Below are 1,947 nucleotides of genomic sequence, written 5' to 3' on the forward strand. Positions count from 1 at the left end.
TAAATCAAACCCCAAACCGAGCCGGAAACTCCAATCTTCAAAAGCACAAATAGTCTCAAATCATTCGACGACGGACAACCTTTTAAAAAGCCGATGTATCGATCAGCGGCGGCAAGCCATGCAGTAATATTAACTCGTCCAGCAAACCGGAAACCATCAAGATCGAGATGTTTTATGTCCGCAATATCAAGATCACTGGTGAGTGCTGCCCCTAATTTTTCGTTAATAATTGCTACCAATAAATAAATTTGATCATCTTTTTCGATATGAGCGAAGAGTACGTGGCCACCTGTCGCGCCCGGCTTCTGCTTTGCTTGGACAGCCAATGTACCCATGAGTTTCATTGTCAGATCGGAGAAGTTTTTATAATTTTCCTTCTCAAACTCGGCGATAAACGTTTGGGCAGGATAATCGGCAATTTGTGTCGAAAATTTTCCGTGGGCCTTAGTCGCTTTACTGGCGTAAAGCCCGTGAATTTCGTTGACAACGCGAACGACTGTTTCTGAAACTTCTAATTGTGCCTTGCCAAATTTTGTTTCGAAGTCGCTTGCGCCTTTGCGGCGCAAGTCATGTAGCGCGACTTGAATTACACTATCGACCATCGAATCTGCCCCCAAAATATCAATGTTGTCATTTTGTGTCCCTATTAGCGAAGAAATACAAGGGTAGGGCATGGTCTTAGACGCTGCTATTAGATCAAAAGATCAGCTGTGCGGACGCATGTTTTCGTGGTCGTGCGATCACATGCTCGTGCTTATTCGCACAGCTAGTGATGAAAGGCCTCCTTTCAGGTGAAGTCCTGTCGTCAATCACGAGACATCGTTTGGGAGGGCGCGCCTCGAATTGATAATTATTTCTGAACGGGACAAATCAAATGCAACGAAATGCCCATACCAAGGCTCAGGGGGACAAACCAAGGCGGCGTTTACAGCAGTGTAAATGCTGCCTAGGTTTGTCTTATTCGCTCTTATTAGCATTGATTTTGTTGGTCTTTTTGGCATGCTGTCAGAAAGGTATGATCGTTTCGCTTCGTTTGATTTGTCCGTTTCGGTCTTACGATGCAAAAAAAAGCCCGCTAAGCGGGCTTTGGTTGGTTTTACGTGCTGATGCTTATTACGATTGGATCATGGCGGTCTGAACCTTGCTGATATCGATCCGAGAATAATAACTGGCAACTCGATTGCTCTTGTCAAACAGCGGCTTCACATTGAGGTCCGCAAGGCGTTTTTTCATTCCGGCCCGATTTGCCCCGATTTCATCGCAAAAATCGACAAGAGAGATGAACCGTGTCTTGAAATCCATAATGGAATTCTCGCTGATCAAGCGGGCTCTTTTTGCCGAGCGTTCGTACTTCGTCTCGGTGATGTATCCCTGTTTGATTAGCTCAATCAGGGTTGGATCAGAGGTTCCGAGTAATCCAAGAGCGTCCTGGAACGTGATGAATTTTTCGTCGCTATCCACTTGCTGCTGAAGAGCGATCAGACGCACTTCATCTTTATTGATACGCAGCCGCTCGACCAGCCCTTCATTGCCCGCAATAACCCGCGAGGCGATAGTTGCGTCGAGTAGCAATTTCAAGATATCATTCAGCGGAAAGGAATACCCTTGCGCGAAATCCTGCGGGGAGATCCATGCCTCGTCGCTCTCCTCGATCCGCTCGGCATGGGAAACCAATCTGGCCTGCAGATCGTTTAGGTCCAGCCGTTGGATACGAATATAATCCCGGCGCTCTTCTCGTCCTTCAACCTGCGGAAGAAGTCCGGACTTTACAAGCAGACGAAGCTTTTCTTCGCTGATACCGAGAACCTGGGCGGCCTCCTTGCTGGTGATGGTTTCGAGTGCGTTCTCGAAAATTGGACGGGCCCTCTCAGCATCAAAATAGATCGCCGAGTCATGCAGGTTGATGCGGTTGGTTAGCCCATGCGAAGCAAGCAGGGTCTTGATGCG

2 protein-coding genes are annotated in these 1,947 nt (G+C 47.6%); both read right to left on the minus strand.

Annotation, left to right across the window (positions count from 1 at the left end; genetic code table 11):
- Positions 1–602: nucleoid-associated protein (locus HWX93_RS22615; RefSeq protein WP_176038803.1), on the minus strand; the 602-nt coding region annotated here is incomplete at its 3' end.
- 511 nt (positions 603–1,113) lie between these two features.
- On the minus strand, positions 1,114–1,947 hold an 834-nt coding region (locus tag HWX93_RS22620), incomplete at its 5' end, for a helix-turn-helix domain-containing protein (protein WP_176038804.1).

It is taken from the genome of Brucella tritici, assembly GCF_902825325.1.
Classification (GTDB): domain Bacteria; phylum Pseudomonadota; class Alphaproteobacteria; order Rhizobiales; family Rhizobiaceae; genus Brucella.